Raw genomic sequence first — 20,687 nt, forward strand, 5'->3', positions numbered from 1 at the left:
GCTCCGCAATTCGAGACCGGGCAATTGGCAAGCGGAATGGCTGATTTTCAACGGATTTCGCACTTGAAACACGCACGGAAGTCGCACAGCATCGTCGTATGCCGGTTGCGCTGGTCCGGCCTGTCAGAAATTCCAGGGAAAGTCCTCGCGGTAGCGCCGCTCCAGGGCGCCGAGTAGCTGCTGGCGCGTGCCGGGATCCGGATTGCCGCGCTCGCGCAGATGGCCGGACACGAAGAACGATGTCAGGGCAAAACCTTCCGTGACATCTTTCCAGGTCAGTTCACTGCCGGCCTGGCGCTGGCCCTGCAGCAGGAACGAGGGCAGGGGCAGCATCCTGTCGTGATAGGGCTTGCCCGCGTCGCGGCTGACCGCGCGCCCTGATTTCGGAGAAACATAGACAAGGTCTTCGCTCTGCCCCGTCGCCGCGCAGGACGTGAGATCAAGCCCCATGCCCAGATCGCGCAGCAGTTCCAGTTCGAAGCGGATGAGCAAGGCAGCGGCCGCGTCGGGCGCATCGAGATGCTCCAGAACCACATTGAGCGCGTCATAAAGATGCGGGTAGGGGTGCCGCTCCGGCAGGAGTTTCAGCAGGAAGGCGAGATGCTGCAATCCGGCAAGGCCGATCGCGTTCGTCATCAGCTGGCCTGCGCGCAGCGTCTGCGGCTCGAGCGCGAATATGCCGAGATGGTCCGAAAGGCGTGCCTTCCAGGTCAGGTCGAGTTCGTTTCCCGGCTGCAGCACGGGCCGGTTGCGCTGCGAGCGCCCGCCGCGCACCAGTCCGAGATGCCGTCCATGGTCGAGCGTCAGGGCTTCCAGGATGACATCGTTCTCGCCGTGTTTGCGCGTGGTCAGCACCACCCCGCGGCTCGTCCATTCCAACGGAAACACCTTGTTCTGCCGCCGGACTGTCCCGATCGTGCCCGGCCAAACACCCACCTATTTGGGAAACTCGAGACCCATTTCCCGGTAGCGCTCAGGATCGTCCGCCCAGTTTTCGCGCACCTTCACGAACAGGAACAGGTGCACGGGGGCTTCGATGATATCGGACAGCTCTTCCCGCGCGGCCTTCGAAATCGCCTTGATCGTCTGGCCGCGCTTGCCCAGAACGATGCTTTTCTGGCTGTCGCGCTCAACATAGATCGTCTGTTCGATGCGCGCCGATCCGTCCTTGCGGCTTTGCCACTGCTCGGTTTCCACCGTCGAAATGTAAGGCAGTTCCTGGTGCAGGCGCTCGAACAGCTTTTCGCGCGTGATCTCCGCCGCCAGAATGCGCAGGGGCAGATCTGACGGCTGGTCATCCGGATAGAGCCACGGGCCGTCCGGAAGCTTCGACGCGAAATGGTCCAGGATCGTCTGGGTGCCGTCGCCGGTCAGGGCGGACACCATGAAGGTTTCCTCAAAGTCGAGATATTCGTTTGCCTGCTGGGCAAGCTGCAGCAGCTTCTCGCGCCTCGCGACATCCGTCTTGTTGAGGATCAGCACCTTGGGCGCGGACTGGTTCTTGAGACGCTTGAGGATGTTCTCCACTTCCTCGTCTATGCCCTTGCGCGCATCGATCAGCAGCGCGATCAGATCGGCGTCGCGGGCACCGCCCCATGCGGTATCGACCATCGCCCGGTCGAGGCGGCGCTTGGGCTTGAAGATGCCCGGCGTGTCGATGAAGACCAGCTGCGCATTGCCGTGCATGGCAACGCCGCGAATGATCGAGCGCGTGGTCTGAACCTTGTGCGTGACGATGGACACCTTGGTGCCCACGAGCTGGTTGATCAGGGTCGACTTGCCGGCGTTCGGCGCGCCGATCAACGCGATGAAACCGGCTTTCGTGTCTTTCGGCATTTCGCCGAGCGGCGCAGGCAGGGGAATATCAAACCGGCCCTTTTCCGGAACGAATTCAGTGTCCTCGTCGGTGGATTTGTCTTCTTCACTCAATGGAACGTCATTCCTTCCAGACACCTTCCCGGCGCAAGACGGTCTCGGCCGCGCTTTGTTCGGCGATCCGCTTGGAGCCGCCGCTGCCTTCGCCCGGGGCCAATCCCTGCACGATGACCGCGACCGTGAAATTCGGGGCGTGATCCGGCCCGTCGCGGTCGGTGACCTCGTACCGCGGCGTCGGCAGGCTTTTCGATTGCGCCCATTCTTGCAACGTCGTCTTCGCGTCCCGCAACGGACCGGTCCAGGATAACATACGTGGCTCCCAAAGGCGCCTGACGAAGGTTTCCGCCGCTGCATACCCGCCGTCAAGGTAGATTGCGGCAATCACCGCTTCGCAGATATCGGCGAGCAGGGCCGTCTTTTTCCGGCCGCCGGTCTGTGCTTCCGCAAGGCCGATCCGCATGGCGTCTCCGACACCCAGCTCCTGCGCGATCTCGGCACAGGTCTCGCGTTTGACCATGTGGTTGAAGCGGCGGGCGAGTTCGCCTTCATCGGCCTTGGGAAAGTGCTCGTGCAGCATGGAGGCGACGACGAGCCCCAGGACCCGGTCGCCCAGGAACTCCAGTCTCTGGTAGCTTCCCGAAACGGTCTCGGACGGGGCGAGGGCGCTTGCATGCGTCAGCGCGACCCGGAGCAGCTCCAGGTCGCTGAATTCGTAGTGCAGCGCCGCCTTGAGGGCCGATACCGCGTTTTTCTTCTGGTTCTGTGTCATACGGCCTGCTTTGGCCTGCTGCGGCTTGTCTTAGAGGGTCTTGCCGATCCGGTCCCAACGCACGGTCCATGGCCAGGTCCAGATTTGCCAGGCCGGCGTTCCGTCGCCGATGGAGAAGAACAGGATTTCCGCGCGTCCCATGAAATTCTCGAGCGGCACGTATCCCACCTTGGACAGGACACGGCTGTCGACCGAATTGTCACGGTTGTCGCCCATCATGAAATAATGCCCCTCGGGCACGGTGTATTCGCGGGTGTTGTCCAGTTGACCGCGCGTGGTCAGGTCCAGCGTGTCGTAGGATACGCCATTGGGCAGCGTTTCCCTGAAACGCGGCACCCGGCGCACTGCGCCTGATGCAGACGTTTCGATGTAGTCGTCGATCTGCTCGCGCTTGACCGCTTCTCCGTTGATGAAGACTACACCGTCCCGAACCTGGATCGTGTCGCCGGGAAGGCCGATCACGCGCTTGATGTAGTCGATGGACGTGTCGGTCGGCAGCTTGAAGACGGCGACATCGCCGCGCTTGGGTTCGGCGGACCAGACGCGGCCCGAAAAAGGCACGATCCCGAAGGGAAACGAATACCTCGAATACCCGTAGCTGTATTTGGATACGAAAAGATAGTCGCCGATCAGCAACGTGTCTTTCATGGAACCTGAGGGAATGTTGAACGGCTGGAAAAGAAAGGTGCGCACGATCAGGGCAAGCAACAGTGCCTGGACGACAACCTTCACGGTCTCGTACAGACCGCCGTCCTTGTCTTTCTTGTTTTCAGACACGCTCATGTTTTCCCTTAAAGCAATTTGCGGTGGACCGGGTTTTCGGGGCGACACCCGAGCGCGACTCTTAACGGTTCATGCCGATTGACGCAATGTGCTGTCTACCGTCGTGAAACCGCAGGTCACCGGGAATCTGTTGATGGCGGCAACGGCCAGTCCGGGGGCCATGCCGAGATCACGACAAATGCCTGGGCGAGCGGAAAATCGTCGGTGATCGTCAAGTCGATTGTCGTCCTGAAGCCGGTCGGCGTCATAGCGGCCAGCCTCTCGGCCGCGCCACCCTGCAGCGAGATCGTCGGCTTGCCGCTCGGCAGGTTGACCACGCCCATTTCCCGCCAGGCGACGCCCATCCGGATTCCGCTTCCCAGCGCCTTGGAACAGGCCTCCTTGGCGGCGAAACGCTTCGCATAGGAGGCGGCACGCTGCGCGCGCCTGTCGGATTTTGTCCGTTCGATTTCCGTGAAAACCCGGTTGGTGAACCGGTCGCCGAAGCGTTCCAGCGTCTTTTCGATCCGCCTGATGTCGATCAGATCGCTGCCTATCCCTAAGATCATTCTGTCGCGGACCCGTTTCCTGAGAAGTTCTGGGCACTTAATTGGGGTCGTTCCCGCAAAACTCAACCGCTGCCTTCATCCTCGACCGTTGAGGCACCGCCCGAATAGGGGTTTTTGCCCCTGTCGGCGAGGGTCTGACGCCTCTTGCGTTGATAGACCTCGACGCTCTTGAACACGATGACGTAGGAAACCGTACCGACCACCAGCCCGAGCGGGACGCCGCCGATGAACATCGGCTTCAGCATCGGCCAAAGCGAATCCAGCGAGCGTTCGAACAACCCTTCCTGGAAACGCTGATGCACCTGATGCGGGTCTGCCTTCGGGGCCCTTCCGTGCAGGATCCACTGGCCGATCTTGAAGGTCGATGCCCAGATGAACGGAAAGGTCAGCGGATTGCCGATGGACGTGCCGAGCGCTGCCGCAATCATGTTGCCGCGCACGATATAGGCAAAAACGAACGCCGTCAGGAAGTGGAAACCCACGAGCGGGGTGCAGGACGCAAAGGCGCCGGCGGCGAAACCGATCGCGATCGCATGCGGCGTTGCTGTCAGGCGCAAGACACGTTTGCCGAAATACCGTGTCGAACGGGACCAGCTGTTCCGTGGCCAGACTGCAACGCGAAAGCGCTCGATGCGCGAGGGTCTATTTCGGCGTTGGAACAGCATGAATTCGTGTCGCGTCCTGTCAGCAGCTTATTGTTGTTCAGCTCAAGCCCCGGCTTCCCGGTTTGACCGCGGGCAGGGCGGCCAGTTCCGGTGGAAGATTGTCCGGCTCGTAAGCAGGTACCTTGTATTCGGCCAACGCGACGATGGGAACAGAGGCATCGGCTTCGCCTCCGGACCGGTCGATCAGGCAGGCCACGGCAAGGACTTCAGCACCAAGAGCTTTCAACGAAGTTACCGTCTCGCGGCTCGATAGACCTGTGGTAACTATATCCTCAACAACGATCACCCGGGCACCTTCGGGCATGTCGAATCGGCGCAGTCTGAATTCGCCGTCTTCCCGTTCCACCCACATGGCCGGAACCTGCAGATGCCGCGCCGTTTCGTAACCCGGTATCAGTCCGCCGAGGGCCGGGGAGACGATATAGTCGATCTTTCCAAGACCGCTGGCCGTGATCTTTTCGGCGAGGGCCTTGCAGAGTTTTTCCGTCTTGTCCGGGTACATGAATACCCTGGCCTTCTGGAGGAAGACCGGACTGCGCAGGCCCGACGTCAGAATGAAATGTCCCTCAAGGATCGCACCTGCTTCGCGGAACAAGGCCAACACTTCGTCACGGTTCATCAAAATCTCCCTGTCATGTTGCGGCTATCCATTAACCCGGTTGACGCTTGATACATTAGGTTTTGAGCGCAACTGATTGATGATCCGGTTCAGGTGTTTCAGGTCCCAGACCTCGAGATCGATCACCATCTGGTGAAAGTCCGGGGCACGTTGAACCATTTTCACATTGTCGATATTTCCGCTGTTCTCTCCGATTACCTGTGCAATCGCCGCAAGTGATCCCGGTTCGTTGGCAGCCGATATGTCCAGTCGCGCCGGAAAGCGCTCCGGATTGTTCACGTCGATGTCCCAGCGGACATCGACCCAACGTTCGGTCTGGTCGTCGAATTCCTTGAGCGACGGCGATTGTATGGGATAGATGGTCAGTCCCTCTGACGGGGTCAAGATACCGACGATCCGATCGCCCGGAACCGCTCCGCCATCCGGCGCGAAGCTGACGGGTATGTCGCCGGACAGGCCGCGGATCGGCAGAGCCGGGCCTTCGCTCGCCTGGTCGTCCTCGTCGGCCTGCGGCTTGCCGTTGTCGAGTTCCCCGGGTGGGATGCGGAACTTCAGTCCGTGCCCCTGTTTCAGTCCGAACCAGCCCTCTTCCATCGGCGGCCCAGCCATGGCAACACGTTCATCCTGATAGTCGGGATGCGCCGATTTCAGCACCAGTTGCGCGCTGAGATCGCCGCGCCCGACCGCCGCCAGAAGATCGGCAACGCTCGACTGGTGATGCTCGCCCAGCACGGCTTCGAGCAGATCTTCCGAAAACACCTTGTCTGCCCGGGCAAAGGCGCGTTTCAGGATGTGTTCGCCGAGCGCACCATATTGCTTGCGGACCGATTCACGGGTCGCGCGGCGGATCGCGGCGCGTGCCTTGCCGGTAACCGCAATCGCTTCCCAGGCCGGCGGCGGGGTCTGCGCGGCGGAGCGGATGATCTCGACCTCGTCGCCGTTGTGGAGCTCCGTCACCAGCGGCATGATCTTGCCGTTGATCTTGCACCCGACGCAGGTATTGCCGATGCCGGTATGGACCGCATAGGCGAAGTCGATCGGCGTTGCGCCGCGCGGCAGCGCAATCAGCCGGCCCTTCGGCGAGAAACAGAAGACCTGGTCGTGAAAGAGTTCGAGTTTCGTGTTTTCCAGGAATTCTTCCGGCGTGTCGCCCTGGGCAAGCAGTTCGGTCGTGCGCCGCAGCCATTCGAAGGCGCGGCAGTCTTCGGTGTGGCGCGCGATGTTCCGTCCGCCCAGCTCACCATCCTTGTAAAGTGCATGGGCTGCGATGCCGTATTCGGCGACCCGGTCCATGGAGATCGTCCGGATCTGCAGTTCGACCCTCTGGCGCGAAGGCCCGACGATGGTGGTGTGGATCGACTTGTAGTCGTTCTGCTTCGGCGTGGAGATGTAGTCCTTGAACCGTCCGGGAACCGTCGGCCATGTGGTGTGGATGACACCGAGCACGCGATAGCATGCCTCCACGGTTCCCACGGTGACGCGGAAACCGTAGATGTCCGAAAGCTGTTCGAACCCGATCGCCTTGCGCTGCATCTTTCGGAAGATCGAGTAGGGGCGTTTTTCCCGGCCCCTGACTTCCGCCGCCATGCCGCGTTCGCTGAGCCGCTCCGTCAGGGTCGTTTCGATATCGGCAATGAGATCGCGGTTCTTCTCGCGCAGATCGGCCAGGCGGTCGGTGATCGTCTCATAGGCTTCCGGGTTGAGCGTATGGAACGATATGTCCTCGAGCTCTTCGCGCATGTCATGCATACCCATGCGGCCGGCGAGTGGCGCATAGATTTCCATTGTTTCTTCCGCAATGCGGCCGCGCTTGTGGGCGGGCATGTGCTGAAGCGTGCGCATGTTGTGCAGCCGGTCGGCGAGTTTGACGAGCAGGACACGCACATCATCCGCGATGGCAAGCAGCAGCTTGCGGAAGTTTTCCGCCTGCTTGGCCTTCTGCGACACCAGATCGAGCCGCTTGATCTTGGTCAGCCCTTCGACAAGCTTGCCGATTTCCTCGCCGAATAGCGCGTCGATCTCGGCGCGCGTCGCATCGGTGTCCTCGATCGTGTCGTGAAGCAGCGCGACGGCGATCGTCGCGTCGTCGAGACGCAGATCCGTCAGGATCGCGGCGACTTCGAGCGGGTGTGAAAAATAGGGGTCACCGGATGCGCGCGTCTGCGGGCCATGCTTCTGCATGGCATAGACATAGGCCTTGTTGAGCAAGGCTTCGTCTGCTTCCGGGTTATAGCGTGTAACCCGTTCAACGAGTTCGTATTGACGCATCATGGCCGCAACCGACCCAGGCAACCGGCTGAGACATCAGCAGGAAAAACAAAATCCGCCTGAAACGCGTGCACCTTGCGGTTGCGTTTCAGACGGGAACTTGACGATAATTCAAACGTCGTCGGTGCGCTCCGGCGGCACCAGACCTTCCAGACCGCGCAGAAGATCTTCTTCCGACATGCGATCAAATTCCACGGCACTGTCGTCGACAGTGTTGACCTGGGTAACCTGGTGCTGGTTCGCGGACGGAACGACAGGCACGGCTTCGGTTTCCGGCTCGTCCACTTCCACGAATTTCTGGAGGGAGTGGATCAGGTCTTCTTTCATGTCTTCCGGGCTGACGGTCTGCTCGGCGATCTCGCGCAGTGCGACGACAGGGTTCTTGTCGTTGTCACGGTCGATCGTGAGCGGAGATCCGCTCGAGATCATGCGGGCCCGATGCGCAGCAAGCAGCACCAGCTCAAACCGGTTTTCGACCTTGTCGATGCAGTCCTCGACGGTCACGCGCGCCATTCGACGTCTCCATAGGCTAAAGGAACTTGAAAAAAAAGCGTATAGTGACCACAATTCCAAAAAGCAACCCCTGGGAGGATTTCAGAGGAGATAGCCGCATTTTGCAGGTTTTTTATCGATTTTTTTTGGCTCCAATGTCTTTTGCATTGCAGCGGTCCAATCTTTTAGTGTAGGGCACTACTGGGGACCTATAAGAATCAATAGGGTCGGTGGGAAAAACAAAACAATAAGCTGAGCAAAACGGCGATGGGCGTTAAATGTATTCTCAGCAAAAATGCGTTTGCCGGGTGAAAGGCACAATGGGTCTGGCTGCGGGAGCCCGATCAACCATTCCTTTACATTCAAAAGCGCATTTAACTCGGAAAGGTTTCACTTAATATGTTTGACGCTAGAGAAAAAGTTGCTTTGTTTATCGATGGAGCCAACTTGTACTCGACGGCCAAGGCGATCGGATTTGATATCGATTACAAACGGCTGTTGAAGGAGTTCCAGGGACAGGCATATCTGCTGCGCGCATATTATTACACCGCGCTTATTGAGGATCAGGAGTATTCGTCGATCCGGCCGCTCATCGACTGGCTGGATTACAACGGTTACAAGGTCATCACCAAGCCGGTGAAAGAATTCGTCGACAGTGCCGGGCGCCGCAAGGTCAAGGGCAACATGGACATCGAACTCGCGGTCGATGCGATGGAACTGGTCGAGTCCGTCGATCACATAGTGCTGTTCTCCGGCGATGGCGATTTCCGTTCGCTCGTCGAGGCGCTTCAGCGCAAGGGCAGGAAGGTCAGTGTCGTTTCGACGCTGAAGACCCAGCCGCCGATGATCGCCGATGATCTTCGCCGTCAGGCCGACCATTTCATTGATCTGGCAAGCCTTGCCAACAAGATCGGCCGCGATCCGTCGGAGCGCCCCGTGCGCCCGCAGATGTCGTCTCACGTCGATGATGACGACGACGAGGATGATGACTACTAAGCCGCCGTCATGCCGGCTCAGATAGACAATCAGATACCCACGGATCCGCCGCCGGACTGCCCGGTCTGTCCGAGGCTCGTCGCCTTGCGTCACGAGCTTCAGGCGGCGCATCCGGATTGGCACAACGCGCCTGTGCCGTCGTTTTCAGCTGAAAACCCCAGATTGCTGGTCATCGGGCTCGCGCCCGGCATGAAGGGTGCCAACTGCACCGGGCGGCCGTTCACGGGCGACTTCGCAGGTGACCTTCTTTACAAGACAATGCTCGAATACGGATTTGCGGAAGGAACATACGCTGCGCGTCCGGATGACGGCCTCGTCCTGAAAGATGCCATGATCACCAACGCCGTGCGCTGCCTGCCGCCGCAGAACAAGCCGACCGGCCCGGAAATCAAGGCGTGCCGCCCCTATTTGCTTGCAACCCTGTCGGCCAACCCGTCGATCCGCGCCGTCCTGGCGCTTGGAAGGATCGCGCACGAGACCTTCCTGACAGCGCTGGACCTGCGCCGTGCCGCGTTTCCGTTTGCGCATTGCGCGGAGCATGAACTGCCAGGGCACGGCATGTCACTGTTCGATAGCTACCACTGTTCGCGCTACAACACGAACACGGGACGTCTGACTGAAGACATGTTCCGGACGGTGTTCGAGAAAATCCGACAGCATATTCCTCCGCAATAGCCTGCATCAGCCAGCTATACATTGCGGTTTGTGCAATTGTCGTCGGAGATTGGCGGGAGGACGCTAACCCTTGTCTGCCGCGTCTGCGTCGACCACCGTCCAGCCGTTCGGGCCAAGGTGCTCCTGCGGCTTGAACCGGGCCTTGTAGGCCATCTTTGCCGACCCCTCGACCCAGTATCCCAGGTAGACATAGGGAAGCCGCATCTTCCGCGCCCGCTCGATGTGGTCGAGGATCATGTAGGTGCCGAGCGCTGTTTCCGTGTAGGCGGGGTCATAGAACGAATACACCATGGACAGCCCGTCGGAGAGCTGATCGCTCAAGGCGACACCGAGCAGCGGGCCTTCACCGGTGCCGGTCACGAAACTGTCCGGTCCGCGTTGTCGGTATTCAAGCACGAGGGTCTCGACATGCGTGTCCTCGACCATCATGGCGTAGTCGAGCACGCTCATCTCCGTCATGCCGCCGTCTTCGTGGCGTTCCTGAAGATAGTCTCTGAAAAGGTCATACTGCTCCGCCGACGGGCTGGCGGGGAGGCGCGCGCCGATGAGGTTTGCGCCGGACTTCCAGACGCGCCTGAGCGATTTGCTCCACTTGAAGTCGTTCACGCGCACACGCACCGATATGCAGGACTGACACTGTTCGCATGCCGGACGGTAGGCGATGTTCTGGCTGCGGCGGAAACCGCCCTGCGTCAGCACCTCGTTCAGCGCGGGCGCACCGTGGCCTACCAGATGCGTGAACACCTTCCGCTCATGCTTTCCCTCCAGATAGGGGCAGGGCGCAGGGGCTGTAAGATAGAACTGCGGATGGTCGGTCGGGTGTCTTGTCACCTTGTTGTCCCGCGATACCTCAATGCGTTGCTGACATTCCATAGTACCATGGCGCGACCAACGAGAACGTCAACCATAAAATGAGCGCTAGTGGGACACCTGCGCGGATGAAGTCGATGAACCGGTAGTGGCCCGGTCCCATCACGATCAGGTTTGTCTGGTAGCCGATCGGTGTCGCAAAGGACGTGTTGGCCGCGATGATCAGGCAGACGACGAATGCCTCTGGCGGCTGCCCGATCTGGTTGGCCAGATTGATCGCGATCGGCGTGAAAAGAACCGCGGCGGCGTTGTTGGAGAGAAAATTCGTCAGCACCATAACGAGAAAGAACAAGGCCGAAAGAATGACGGGCGCGGACGCCCCGTGCAGTGCGTAGACGAGGGCGGAGGCAATCGCCGTCGCGCCGCCGGTTGCTTCAAGTGCGACGGCGGCGGCCAGCGAGGCGCCGACCAGCATGAAGATCCGGCTGTCGATCGCGCGCATCGCCTGACGGATATTCAGGCAGCCGGACGCGATCATCGCGAAGGTTCCGCCGATCGCCGCCGAAACGATCGGAACCAGCCCGGACGCTGCAAGCGCGACGACGCAGGCAAAGATCGCCAGGGCCCTCGGCGCATAGCGCCGTCTGGGCACCTCGGCCGTCGACCAGTCGAGCAGCAGCACGTCCCGATTGCCGCGCAGACGCGAAATGTCCTCTTCGCTGCCGGCGACAAGCAGGACGTCGCCGGCTTCGAGCCTGATGTCGTTCATCGCCATGCGGGGCATTCGGCTGCGTCTCTGGATGCCCATGACGAGACAGCCCGTGTCGGCATAGAATCCGGATTGCGGCAGCGTTCGTCCCATCAGCCTCGACGCGGGTGCGACGACGACCTCTGCAAGGCTGATCGACCCCGGCTGAACGGCTTGCTGGTCCCGCCCGGGGCTGGCCTGTTCCGTCTCCGCCTCCATAAGCGGTTGCCGGCGCGCGAGTGCGTTGGCGAGCGCATTTCTGGTCGCTGCGACGATCACCGTATCGCCGGGCGAGAGCACGACGTTCTCGAACGGCGGCAACAGCGGTTCCTGACCGCGCTGCACGAGGCGGACCGTCATGTCCTTCAGCTTGGGGAACATGCCCGAAACCGCCTCGACGCCGACGAGCGGATGCCCGTAGGTGATTTCGATCTGCGCAATGAACTGCTTGCCTGACGTTGCCTGGAATTCCTCTGCCATCGTCTTGCGGGTCGTCATCAGGTGCGGCATGACGAAAAACACGTAAAGGGAACCGACGCCGGCAATGATCAGTCCGATCGGCGTGAAGCTGAAAAAGCTCAACTGGAGGTCGGACGATTGCGCGGCGTAATTGGCGACCAGCAGGTTGGTCGACGACCCGATGAGCGTCGTCATGCCGCCGAGGATCGCGATGAAGGACAGAGGCATCAGAACGCGCGACGAAGACTGCCCGACAGTCGCGGCGACCGCTGTCAGGATCGGCAGAAACATGACCACCACGGGCGTGTTGTTCAGGAAGGCGCTCAGGACGGCGACTGCCAGCAGGATCGGTATCGTCGCCAATGCGGACCGGCCGCGCGTCATCCGGACGATGGCCTTGGCCGGCCCCTCCAGCGCATCGGTCTGGAACAATCCCTGGCCGATGATCAGCAGGCAGATCACTGTGACCAGCGCGGGATTGGCAAAACCCATGAGAAAATCGGCTGTGGCAACCTGATGGCCGTCCGGAGTTTCCACGGGAAAGATTGAAAAGATGACGATGAAGGCAGTCACGGACCCGAGAGCGACCGTCTCGATGGGATAGCGCTCGACGGCATACAGGATGACGGTCGACGCGATGACCACGAAGGTCAGCGCCATCGCGATATCAACAGAATGCATTCACCTGCCCAAGCCTTGCGTGGCCACTCTTGACGAACGCACAGTGTAGAACAGGCGGTCCGCTCATTGAAAGAGCCTTGAATTCAACGGCCCGTTGATACGGAGTGGATCGTCCTCTGCCTAGCGGTTTTGAGAGAAAAAAGTTTCTTACACACCGTATTCGAAACCCGTGGGCAGTGATCGTGGTCTGAGCTCAACCCGTTGTTTCGAAGCGGAACATGAGTTTCCATCGGCTGTAGGTTTCCAGGCGGTCCACGTCGGTTGGAAGGTAGTCGCTCGGCGCTTCCATCGGGACGAAGGCATTGGCCAGAAAACGGCGGACGGAGACCGCGAAACCTGCTGTCCGGAACGCCCCGGCTATGTCGGCAATGCTGTGATTGGGCACGGGAATGTTCGAAAACTCCTGTATGCGGGCGCGCCACATCGCCCAGAGCGGGCTGTCGCGGTGACAACAGGTGACGGCATAGTAGCTGCCGCCCGGTTTCAGGGCGCGGGCCATTTGCCGTGCATGCGCGTGAAGATCTGCGAGCAGGTAAATCACCTCATGTGAGAACGCGAGATCGAACCGTTGATCGGTATCCGATAATTCGGCGGTTGCGCGGTACGAGATCGGACGGTTTCCCTTGAGAGCCTCGGCGATTTCGATCGGACGGCGCGCGATGTCGACGCCGGTGCCCGATCTAAAGGGGCGCAGGTCATGCAGCAGCCGGAGAAAACCGCCCTGATTGCAGCCGAAATCAAGCACGTCCGCATTGGACAGGTTGGTTTCATCGATGGCATCAATCATTTCACTCCAGATCCAGGTGTGCTCTTCCGTCATCGCGTCTTCTTCGGACGGGAGGCTTGACCAGTGTTCGATCAGGTTTGTTTCCACGGCCATACCTATGCCTTTGCTTCCAGGTCTTTCAGGAGCGCGCGGAACACCTGGCGAGCGCTGCCGGGGTGCCTGATTTTCTTCACTGATTTCAGATTCGAGAGGTCGTTTCCGACGACGATCAGGCCCACCATCCCCCACTCGTAATGGGGAACGCAGATGTGTCCATAGATGCCCGGGACGGTGAATTCGACGGTCAGGGTTTCGTCGACGGCACCGTTCCAGGGCGCTGCGCCGTCCGGGATCATGCCGCGCTTGGACGCCGAGTTGTGGCCCGCATGCGTCGGTACGAATGTAACGCTGTCGCCGGGGTTGATCCGAAGGATTGCCGGCTCAAAGACATTGGGCGTGTCCGGGTCACCGCAGGCCGCATTGAGCATGAGCACGCCGTGTTCTTCGCCTGAGGATGCAGGGGCGGGGCAGGCGAGAGCCGATCCGGTTCCGGCCATCGCTGCCGCCGAAAGAATAAATTCACGGCGCGTAAGCATGGACGATAAGCTCCTCTCTGGGGCCTTTCGACGTTTCGATCGCGACCCCGTAGGTGTTTGATATTGCATCGGCCTGCAGCACCTCGGCTGGCGATCCCTGGGCAAGGATCCGGCCTTCGCCAAGCAGGATCAGATGGTCGGCAAAGCGCGCGGCAAGGTTGAGATCATGAAGGGCTACGACGCCGATCGCACCGCGTTGCACTATCGCCGATCTTATCCGGCCGAGTACCTCGAGCTGGTGGCGCAGGTCGAGCGCGGATGTCGGCTCGTCGAAAAGATAGACATCCGACTTCCTGATCAAGGCCTGGGTCACGGAGACCATTTGCGACTGACCGCCCGAGAGTTCGCTGACATAGGCTTCCGAGAGGTGCCCGATGCCGGCGGCCTGCAATGCCGTGCCGACGGCGATCATGTCAGCCTCGTTCACGCGCCATCCCTTTAGCTGCTTGTGGGCCATCATGACGACGTCGAAAACGGTGAGGGCGGCATTGGCTGTAAAGAACTGCGGCATGAAACAGACACGTTCCAGGCGTGCCCGCGTGGAAAGGGTGGCGAGGTCGGCATTGCCAAGATGCACCTGGCCGCGTTCGGTCTTCAGCAGACCCGCGATCAATCGGAACAGCGTCGATTTACCGGCGGCATTGGGGCCGATGAGGGCGGTCAGCCTGCCGGGCGAGATCGGGTCCAGGTCGACGTCATCGAAGATCCGCCGGGATCCGTAGGAAAACGAGAGACCTCTTGCGGTGAGCGCAGTCATTGCCAGTGCCTCTTGCGTTGCCCCAGGATCAGGAGGAGGAAGAATGGAATGCCGATCAGCGACGTGATCATCCCGATCGGGTAGACGATGCCCGGCGTGATTGCCTTGGACGCGATCGATGTTCCGGACAGGATGAGCGCGCCGCACAGGGCGGAAAGAGGCAGAAAACCGCGCTGATCCTCGCCGACGATCATGCGCGCGATGTGCGGGCCGACAAGGCCGACAAAGGCGATCGCCCCGACGAAGGAAACGGCGACGGCTGCGAGCAGCGAGACGCCGGCCAGAACCGTGATCCGCAACAGGCCGACATTGACGCCGAGCGCGGCCGCCTTGTCCTCTCCCATGCGCAGCGCAGTGAGGGCCCAGGACCGGCTCATGAACCAGGGCAACATCAGCAAGAGGATGGCAAAACAGATGCCGACCTTGCCCCACGTCGCCCGCGCCAGCGAGCCCAGTTGCCAGAAGATCAGTTGAGCAAGCTGAATTTCCGACGCGCCATACTGCAGGAACGCCAGCAGCGCGTTGAACGTGAACAGCATGGCGATCCCGACCAGAATCATGGCCTCCGGCGTGACCCCGCGCAGCCGCGTGAAGACAAAGAGCGCGCAGGAGGTCAGCATGGCGAACACGAAGGCGTTGACCGAAACGAACAGACCACCGACGCCGGGGATCACGGACCAGCCGAGCACGATGGCAAGGGCGGCACCGAAGCCGGCCGCCGAACTGAGGCCGAGCGTGAACGGATCAGCGAGCGGATTGTTCAGGATGGTCTGCATCTCCGCGCCCGCAACGCCCAGCATCGCGCCGACTGCAACGGCCATGAGGGCAACCGGCAGGCGCAGTTGCCAGATGACGACATCTTCCTTGGGCGTGGCGACGGAGCGGTCCAGAATGACCTGGATCGTGCGCCAGATGGAGAGATCGGCCGGGCCGGTCGTAATGTCGATGACGACGAGGCCGGCCAGCAGGAGAAAGGCGGAACAGATGAGCAGGACCCGCCGCAGGTGGCGGAGTTTGTAGGCGCGCACCAGCGCCAGGGCGTTGCCCGATACGAGTGTGCTGTCAGACATGTCAGATCCGGTGCGCGCACCCCCGCTGCGCGTTGGAGCGGAGGTGCGCGGGAAAGAAGGCCTAGTTTTTCAGGGTGATCCAGAACTGCCCGGACGGTTCGTACGGCAGGAACCGGTCATGCAGTTCCTTGAACGTCGCCTCGGGATCAAGATCCTCAAAGTCTTCGGGGTGCAGCCATTTCGCCAGAACCTGGACCGCGATGAAATGGTAGGGCGAGTTGTAAAACTGGTGATAGATCGAGTGGAAGCGGCCCTCCTTGACGGCGCGCAGATCGGCAAAGCCTGGGCGTGCGGCCAGCGCGGCGAGGCGGTCGCCATTCACTTCCGGGTCGCCGTCATAACCGAGGAGCGTCGATGCCACTTCCGGGCGCGCTTCCTTCCAGTTCGCGCCGGTGCCGAAAACGACATCCGGATCCGCCTCGATGATCCCCTCCAGGCTGAGGTCAACCCTGTAGGCGTTTGCGAGCGTCGATCCGTAATTCTTGCCGCCGGCAAGTTCGACGAAGCGGCCGTAGTTATACGGGCCGAATGACCAGCAGCAGAAATCGGTCTGCCATCCGGCGGCATTCTCGACCACCACGAGCGGTCTGTCTGCAGCCGGGATCGTATCGACGACATTCGTCACCTTGCGCATCTGGGCGATGTAGAAATCGATGAACTCCGCCGCGCGCTTCTCTTCGCCGAAGATCCGGCCGAGGATCAGCATGGACGGAACGGCGTTCTCGGTCGCATTGCGGCGGAAGTCGATGAAAGCGACCTGCACGCCCGCGTTGCCGAGCTTCTCGATCAGAGCGGTCTCTTCGGCCTTGAAGAGGTTGCCGACATCGAGCAGCACAAGGTCGGTTTCCGCTTCAAGGACGGCTTCGATGGAAAAATCACCGGCGTAGGGGTTGCCGAAGTCGATCATCCGCGCCGTATCTTCCGGAAACGCGCCCTGGTACTTGCGGAACGCATCCGGATCGTACTGCACAAGATCGCTTTTCCAGCCCACGATCTTTTCGAACGGATTGCCATCGATGAGCGGCGCAATACCGTACATCATCCGGCCTTCGCCCAGAATGATCTTGTCCGGCATCTCAGGCAGAGTAACTTCGCGGCCGGCAATATCGGTGAAGGTGAGGGCCTCGGCCAGAGCAGTTGAGAAGGGCGCGGCCAATAGGGAACCAGCCACGAACGCGCACGTCAGTGCGCCGACGCGTTTGAAGAAAGTCATAGCGTTTTCCGTTAGTTAGATTGCGCTGCAGCAATAACAAACTCAGCAATTAAAGTCGACTCAAATATTCAGGTTTTTTCTTTTTTGTTGTTCGTGTCTCGGTAGAGTGCGGAAAGATCAGCGAAAATGTCATGGCGTCCGCGAACGCCGGGCACGGGAATAATCGAAGCCGGACAGGGAACATGGCAACGGAAACGAAGGGGTCTGGTCATCAGGCCTGCACCGTGAAAAGCTGAAGCCCGGAAACAGGAAAGCACTTTATGCCATGACGACCGCATCGCCGCTGAAGATGAATACGCCAAGCGCAATTGTGACGCTGATGGCCTTCGTCGTGGTCGTTCTGGGGATGGGAACTTTCATCGGCACGCAGTCGGCACCGGGCGACTGGTACGAGACCCTTCTGAAGCCGTCCTTCAATCCGCCGAACTGGATCTTCGGACCGGTCTGGACCTTGCTTTACCTGTTTATCGCCGTTGCCGGCTGGCGGACATTCAGGCAGGCGCCCCGCTCGGCGGCCATGAAGCTCTGGGTGACCCAGATGGTGCTGAACTGGGCGTGGTCACCGGTCTTTTTCGTCTTTCACCAGCTGTGGTTCGCGCTGGCGATCCTTCTTGGAATGTTGGCCGCGATCGGTCTCTTCATCGCCAACCGGTGGCAGCCGGACAGGACTGCCGCGCTCCTGTTCTGTCCCTATCTGGCCTGGGTCGGATTTGCCGGTCTGCTCAATCTGTCCCTTGCACTGCTGAATTGACCTCTCTGAAGGCCAGAGGCCGGATTGGCTTCCGGCTGTCCTGAACGGATCTATCAGTGCGACGCCTGAAACCGTACGTCCACATACTGCTGATGATACGCCGAGTTCACGACGACGACCCCGAGGATCATGTCGTGGAGCAGGCGCTTGCGGTCCGAGAACAGCGACACTAGCAGCACCAGCGGGGTCAGCAGCGAAACCGAGAACCAGAACAGCAGCGCATGGACGGCGGCGAGCAGGGGGTAGGGCTTTGCGCCGTACCAGAGGCGCATTTCCAGGCCCATGGCGCGCATTCCAAGCGTCGAGGCCTGCGGCCCGCCGAGCGTGAAGGCCACGTAGAGGAGCGCGACCGCTGCCGGCAGGATACCGTAGAGCAGGAACCCGAGCCCAAGCGTGAAAACGCCCAGGAAGAACACGAGAATGCCGGCCCCGAAGGTTATGAGAGCGATCACGATCACGTCGATGAAGAACGCGAAGATCCGGCGGCTGCGCACGCCGGAAAACAGTTCCGGATGCAGGGCGGGATCAAAAACGTCTTCGCGAACATGGTCGGTCGAAGTCTCGGCGGACATTAAGCGGCTCCTTGAATTGTGATGAGCCTCATGTGGGCATTCACGCCGCAAAACGCAAATTCAGCGGGGCTGAAGTCGCGGGACGCCGCGAGCCTGCGGCCCGCTTCCGCATTATCCCATGCGCTCGCCGATTTCCAGATAACGGACAACAAACCCGCGGTCCCGAAGGGCTGCGACGATCCGCTCGCCATGGTCCCGGTCGAACGCTTCGAAGGAAACATCGAGCGTCGCGCCCTTTGCAGGCACGTTCAAAAACAGCCTGTGGTGCTCGACGTCGACGACATTGCCCTGCATGTCGCCGATCACGGTCGCGATCTCGCCCAAGGTTCCGGGCCGGTCGGGCGTGTCGATCCGGATGGAGACGAGCTTGCCGTCCCGGGCAAGTTCCCGGACCACGATCTTGGAAAGAAGACGCGGATCGATGTTGCCACCGCACAGAACAAGACCGACCTTTCTGCCTTCGAAGCGCTCACGGTCCGACAGGAGGGCTGCCAGACCGGCAGCACCGGCGCCTTCGGCAATCGTCCGCTGCAAGGTCAGATAGGCATTGATCGAACGCTCGATGCTGCTTTCGGACACCAGAACCACGTCGTCGACGGTTCTTTTGACGACCTCGGTCGTCAGAACGCCGATGTCGCGCACCGCAATCCCCTCGGCAATGGTCGCGCCTTCGCAAACGACCTCCTTGCCGTAGAACGCACCCCACATGCCGGGATAGAGCGTGGTTTCGACACCGATGACTTCGACCGTTGGTTTCAGGGCCTTCGCGGCCGTCGCGATCCCGGCGATCAGCCCACCGCCGCCGACTGGCACAACGATCACATCAAGATCGGGGTGTGCCTCCAGCATTTCGATCGCAATCGTGCCCTGTCCGTGAATGACATGGGCGTCGTCATAGGGGTGAACCCAGACCAGATCCTTCTCTGCGGCCAGCCTGTCGGCCTCTTCCTTGGCCTCCGCGAGCGTGTTGCCCGCCAGGATCACCTCCGCGCCATAGCCGCGCGTGGCGGAAATCTTCACGAAAGGCGTCAGCACCGGCATCACGATCGTGGCCGGAATGCCGAGGCGGCCGGCGTGGTAGGCGACCCCTTGCGCATGGTTGCCCGCCGACACCGCAATGACGCCGCGGTGTTTTTCATCGGCGCTCAGACTAGACAGTTTGACCAGCGCCCCACGTTCCTTGAAGGCGCCGGTTACCTGCATGTTCTCGTATTTGACGAAAACATCCGCACCTGTGAGCTGCGACAGGCGCGGTGCCGGGAGGCACGGTGTCTTCAGAACAGCACCTTTTATGAGGTTTGCCGCTGCCTGAATGCTTTCGAAGGTAACTTGCGAGTGGTCATCCGGACCGGCAACGGACGTCATGTGCGCCCGGCCAGCATCGCGGCAACCTTGGGGGCGAAATAGGTCAGGATCCCGTCTGCACCCGCGCGCTTGAACGCCAGCAGGCTTTCCAGCATCGCGCGATCACCGTCGAGCCAGCCATTGGCGCTGGCTGCCTTGATCATCGCGTATTCCCCCGACACCTGATAGGCGTAGGTCGGGACCTGGAACTCATCCTTGATGCGCCGGACAATGTCGAGATAGGGCAGGCCAGGTTTGACCATGACCATGTCCGCACCCTCGGTGATGTCCAGCTCCGCTTCCCGAAGTGCCTCGTCCGTATTCGCCGGATCCATCTGGTAGGTGCGCTTGTCACCCTTGAGCGTTCCTGACGATCCCACCGCATCCCGGAAAGGTCCGTAGAATGCGGAAGCATATTTGGCGGAATAGGCCATGATCTGGGTGCCGCGATGGCCCTGGCTGTCGAGCGCCTGGCGGATGGCGCCGATGCGGCCGTCCATCATGTCGGACGGCGCGATGACGTCCGAGCCGGCCTCCGCCTGCACAAGCGCCTGGCGGCACAACTGGTCGACGGTCTCGTCGTTGAGGATCGTATCGCCCTCCATCAACCCATCGTGTCCGTGGCTGGTATAGGGGTCGAGCGCGACATCGGTCATCAGACCGGTGTTCAGTCCTTCCGCCTTGATGGCGCGCAGCGCGCGGCAGGTCAGGTTGTCGGCGTTGAGTGCCTCGCTGCCGCTATCGTCGCGCAGATCCGGATCCGTGTAGGGAAACAGCGCAAGCGCGGGAATGCCGAGCTCTGCTGCACGCGTTGCCTCACGGACGGCTTCGTCCACGGACAGGCGGACGACATCCGGCATGGAGGCGACGGGTTGCCGGACATTTTCACCGTCCACAAGGAAGATCGGCCAGATGAGATCGTCCACCGTGAGCGTGTTTTCACGCACCAGACGCCGGGACCAGTCGGTCTGCCGGTTGCGCCGCATGCGGGTGCCTGCCAGCAGGGTGTCCATGTGATCTGACGTAATCGGGGGGAGCGGCTTTTGGGACGTCATGGCGGGTTCGGACTCGGGTTTCGGAAGGACAATGCACATTGTGCCGGATGTTATGGCGCAATCTATCACGCAGATTGACGCATTCCAACATTCTGTAAAATAACTGAAAATAATAACGAAAAAGAGATTGTTTGACGTTTGCGTCAAATATGGTTTAGTGCATCAGCCGCAGCGG

Annotated in this window: 22 protein-coding genes; 3 read left to right on the forward strand and 19 right to left on the reverse strand. The window is 60.7% G+C overall.

Going from position 1 to position 20,687, the window contains the following annotated elements:
* Nucleotides 1-123 precede the first annotated feature (123 nt).
* The 9 genes from recO to rpoZ form a co-directional block, all read right to left on the reverse strand.
* Entirely contained in the window at nt 124-879 is a 756-nt protein-coding gene (gene recO / locus ACO07N_RS18435) for a DNA repair protein RecO (protein ID WP_421982426.1), read from the reverse strand.
* A gap of 57 nt (nt 880-936) precedes the next feature.
* A complete protein-coding gene (gene era, locus ACO07N_RS18440; RefSeq protein WP_421984449.1) occupies nt 937-1,836 on the reverse strand; it encodes a GTPase Era in 900 nt (299 codons plus the stop codon).
* 100 nt (nt 1,837-1,936) lie between these two features.
* The gene (gene rnc, locus ACO07N_RS18445) at nt 1,937-2,644 is read right to left on the reverse strand and encodes a ribonuclease III (protein ID WP_421982427.1); all 708 of its coding nucleotides are present in this window, start codon (nt 2,642-2,644) and stop codon (nt 1,937-1,939) included.
* Between the two features lie 30 nt (nt 2,645-2,674).
* Nucleotides 2,675-3,427 carry a signal peptidase I gene (lepB, locus tag ACO07N_RS18450; protein WP_421982428.1) on the reverse strand — a complete coding sequence of 251 codons (753 nt, stop codon included), beginning with the start codon at nt 3,425-3,427 and terminating at the stop codon, nt 2,675-2,677.
* Nucleotides 3,428-3,543: 116 nt separating this feature from the next.
* Nucleotides 3,544-3,975 carry a holo-ACP synthase gene (acpS, locus tag ACO07N_RS18455; protein ID WP_421982429.1) on the reverse strand — a complete coding sequence of 144 codons (432 nt, stop codon included), beginning with the start codon at nt 3,973-3,975 and terminating at the stop codon, nt 3,544-3,546.
* Nucleotides 3,976-4,037: 62 nt separating this feature from the next.
* Complete coding sequence (locus ACO07N_RS18460; RefSeq protein WP_421982430.1) at nt 4,038-4,640, reverse strand: DUF2062 domain-containing protein; 603 nt, start codon at nt 4,638-4,640, stop codon at nt 4,038-4,040.
* Nucleotides 4,641-4,677: 37 nt separating this feature from the next.
* Nucleotides 4,678-5,259 carry an orotate phosphoribosyltransferase gene (gene pyrE / locus ACO07N_RS18465; RefSeq protein WP_421982431.1) on the reverse strand — a complete coding sequence of 194 codons (582 nt, stop codon included), beginning with the start codon at nt 5,257-5,259 and terminating at the stop codon, nt 4,678-4,680.
* A gap of 24 nt (nt 5,260-5,283) precedes the next feature.
* The gene (locus ACO07N_RS18470) at nt 5,284-7,530 is read right to left on the reverse strand and encodes a RelA/SpoT family protein (protein WP_421982432.1); all 2,247 of its coding nucleotides are present in this window, start codon (nt 7,528-7,530) and stop codon (nt 5,284-5,286) included.
* 108 nt (nt 7,531-7,638) lie between these two features.
* The gene (rpoZ, locus tag ACO07N_RS18475; protein ID WP_306145198.1) at nt 7,639-8,040 is read right to left on the reverse strand and encodes a DNA-directed RNA polymerase subunit omega; all 402 of its coding nucleotides are present in this window, start codon (nt 8,038-8,040) and stop codon (nt 7,639-7,641) included.
* A gap of 378 nt (nt 8,041-8,418) precedes the next feature.
* Here rpoZ and ACO07N_RS18480 point away from each other — a divergent pair, with 378 nt between their 5' ends.
* Nucleotides 8,419-9,015, forward strand: coding sequence for an NYN domain-containing protein (locus ACO07N_RS18480; RefSeq protein ID WP_421982433.1), 597 nt, complete (start codon nt 8,419-8,421; stop codon nt 9,013-9,015).
* A gap of 9 nt (nt 9,016-9,024) precedes the next feature.
* Nucleotides 9,025-9,690, forward strand: coding sequence for a uracil-DNA glycosylase (locus tag ACO07N_RS18485; protein ID WP_421982434.1), 666 nt, complete (start codon nt 9,025-9,027; stop codon nt 9,688-9,690).
* A gap of 63 nt (nt 9,691-9,753) precedes the next feature.
* On the opposite strand, the gene ACO07N_RS18490 is transcribed toward ACO07N_RS18485, so the two are convergent.
* The 7 genes from ACO07N_RS18490 to ACO07N_RS18520 all read right to left on the reverse strand — a co-directional run bounded on the left by ACO07N_RS18490 (nt 9,754) and on the right by ACO07N_RS18520 (nt 16,790).
* Nucleotides 9,754-10,521 carry an arginyltransferase gene (locus ACO07N_RS18490; protein ID WP_421982435.1) on the reverse strand — a complete coding sequence of 256 codons (768 nt, stop codon included), beginning with the start codon at nt 10,519-10,521 and terminating at the stop codon, nt 9,754-9,756.
* A 19-nt stretch (nt 10,522-10,540) separates the two neighbouring features.
* A complete protein-coding gene (locus ACO07N_RS18495) occupies nt 10,541-12,388 on the reverse strand; it encodes an SLC13 family permease (RefSeq protein WP_421982436.1) in 1,848 nt (615 codons plus the stop codon).
* 193 nt (nt 12,389-12,581) lie between these two features.
* Nucleotides 12,582-13,268: a class I SAM-dependent methyltransferase gene (locus ACO07N_RS18500; RefSeq protein WP_421982437.1), complete on the reverse strand. Its 687-nt coding sequence runs from the start codon at nt 13,266-13,268 to the stop codon at nt 12,582-12,584.
* 2 nt (nt 13,269-13,270) lie between these two features.
* Nucleotides 13,271-13,750: a pseudoazurin gene (locus ACO07N_RS18505; protein WP_421982438.1), complete on the reverse strand. Its 480-nt coding sequence runs from the start codon at nt 13,748-13,750 to the stop codon at nt 13,271-13,273.
* On the reverse strand, nt 13,734-14,507 hold the full coding sequence (locus tag ACO07N_RS18510) for an ABC transporter ATP-binding protein (protein WP_421982439.1): 774 nt from the start codon (nt 14,505-14,507) through the stop codon (nt 13,734-13,736). The genes ACO07N_RS18505 and ACO07N_RS18510 overlap by 17 nt, the downstream gene beginning before the upstream one ends.
* Nucleotides 14,504-15,577 carry a FecCD family ABC transporter permease gene (locus tag ACO07N_RS18515; RefSeq protein ID WP_421982440.1) on the reverse strand — a complete coding sequence of 358 codons (1,074 nt, stop codon included), beginning with the start codon at nt 15,575-15,577 and terminating at the stop codon, nt 14,504-14,506. Before ACO07N_RS18515 ends, ACO07N_RS18510 begins: the two co-directional genes overlap by 4 nt.
* A 61-nt stretch (nt 15,578-15,638) precedes the next feature.
* Nucleotides 15,639-16,790: an ABC transporter substrate-binding protein gene (locus ACO07N_RS18520; protein WP_421982441.1), complete on the reverse strand. Its 1,152-nt coding sequence runs from the start codon at nt 16,788-16,790 to the stop codon at nt 15,639-15,641.
* A 265-nt stretch (nt 16,791-17,055) separates the two neighbouring features.
* Between ACO07N_RS18520 and ACO07N_RS18525 the strand changes: the two genes are divergently transcribed.
* A complete protein-coding gene (locus tag ACO07N_RS18525; RefSeq protein ID WP_421982442.1) occupies nt 17,056-17,541 on the forward strand; it encodes a TspO/MBR family protein in 486 nt (161 codons plus the stop codon).
* A gap of 53 nt (nt 17,542-17,594) precedes the next feature.
* Here the strand turns inward: ACO07N_RS18525 and ACO07N_RS18530 are convergent, their stop codons facing one another.
* The 3 genes from ACO07N_RS18530 to hemB all read right to left on the reverse strand — a co-directional run bounded on the left by ACO07N_RS18530 (nt 17,595) and on the right by hemB (nt 20,470).
* Nucleotides 17,595-18,113, reverse strand: a complete 519-nt coding sequence (locus tag ACO07N_RS18530) for an RDD family protein (RefSeq protein WP_421982443.1) — start codon at nt 18,111-18,113, stop codon at nt 17,595-17,597.
* A gap of 111 nt (nt 18,114-18,224) precedes the next feature.
* Nucleotides 18,225-19,478 carry a threonine ammonia-lyase gene (locus ACO07N_RS18535; RefSeq protein ID WP_421982444.1) on the reverse strand — a complete coding sequence of 418 codons (1,254 nt, stop codon included), beginning with the start codon at nt 19,476-19,478 and terminating at the stop codon, nt 18,225-18,227.
* Nucleotides 19,475-20,470, reverse strand: a complete 996-nt coding sequence (gene hemB, locus ACO07N_RS18540; protein ID WP_421984450.1) for a porphobilinogen synthase — start codon at nt 20,468-20,470, stop codon at nt 19,475-19,477. Before hemB ends, ACO07N_RS18535 begins: the two co-directional genes overlap by 4 nt.
* Between the last annotated feature and the right edge of the window lie 217 nt (nt 20,471-20,687).

It is taken from the genome of Roseibium sp., assembly GCF_965229775.1.
Lineage (GTDB): Bacteria > Pseudomonadota > Alphaproteobacteria > Rhizobiales > Stappiaceae > Roseibium.